The following is a 1,126-nucleotide window of genomic DNA, read 5'->3' as shown; positions in this document are numbered from 1 at the left end:
TCGTTTGCCAGGTTGATCGTGACGGTGGTGTTCGGGGTGGGGATCTGGGGTCGTTTGCGGTAGCGGCCCGCGTGCTGGCGGTAGTGCTCATCGAGCCTGGTCTGCCGGGCGCGGGCCGTGTCGACCCAGGTGCCGTCGTGCACGGACGCCGGGGTGTAGCCGGCCAGTCCGCCGTGATGGTGTCGATGGTTGTAGTACTCAACCCATTCGGCGATCCACTCGGTGGCATGATCGAGGTCACGGAAGGCCCGCGGGTAGGCGTGCGCGCTCTTGACCGTGGCGAACCACGATTCGATGTAGGCGTTGTCGTTACTGACCCCGGGCCGGATGTACGAGCAGGTCACGCTTCTGTTCTCGAGTTCGCCGCGTACGTGCTTGGAGGTCATGGCCGAGCCGTTGTCGGAGTGAACGATTTCGACCTTGCCGCCTGAGGCATCGACGATGGTGGTCAGAAGTTCAGCGGCGACGTAGCGGTCTTCGCGGGTCTGGATCGTCCATCCGACGATCTTGCGGGAGTACAGGTCGATTACCGAGTACAGCGCGAAGCTCTGTCTGGTTGTGCGTCCGGGCAGGAACGAGATGTCCCAACACAACACCTGATCGGGCCGGCGGGCCTGCAGTGTGGGGCTATCCCGGGGCGCGTTGGGTCGTCGTCGTCGTCGACGGACAGGGGTGGTGCGCACCTTGGCGGCCACCCGCTGAAAGGTCGCCTGACTGGCCAGCACCGGTCCGGTATCGATGTGCTCGTACCAGGCCTGCCGCACACTACGCCCCTTCGCCAGCGAGGCGTTGACCGTATCGGCGACCTGCGCTGATTCTGCCTCAGTCAACGCATGGGGCTGCTTGCGATCGGCGTGGGCGATCGGCTCCGCCACCCGGGGTCGGGGCTTGCGCCGAACATGAAACGAGCCCCGGGACAGGCCGATCATTGCCAGCGCCGACCGCTGACTTCGGCCTGCCGCCTTGAGTTCCTCCAGCAGGGCGTTCTCGGCGGCGATCAGCTCCTCGTGCTCTCGCCGCTGCTGCTCGGTCCAGTCGGGTCCTCCCCGTCGTCGGCCACGCCAAGTGAGTGCATGACCGATATAGCTTTTCCCAGCGCATCAACGACCTTGCGCTCGGAATCCAA

At 65.2% G+C, this 1,126-nt stretch carries 1 protein-coding gene; it reads right to left on the bottom strand.

The genetic code is table 11. The annotated features are described in order from the left end of the window. On the bottom strand, window positions 1–929 hold a 929-nt coding region (locus AC3DEV_RS16665), incomplete at its 3' end, for an IS3 family transposase (RefSeq protein ID WP_488372811.1). Window positions 930–1,126 lie beyond the last annotated feature (197 nt).

Source organism: Dietzia sp. IBK-p2-15D, assembly GCF_057773105.1.
The sequence above is the reverse complement of the archived record's forward strand: the minus strand, read 5'-3'. Positions and strand labels throughout refer to the sequence as shown.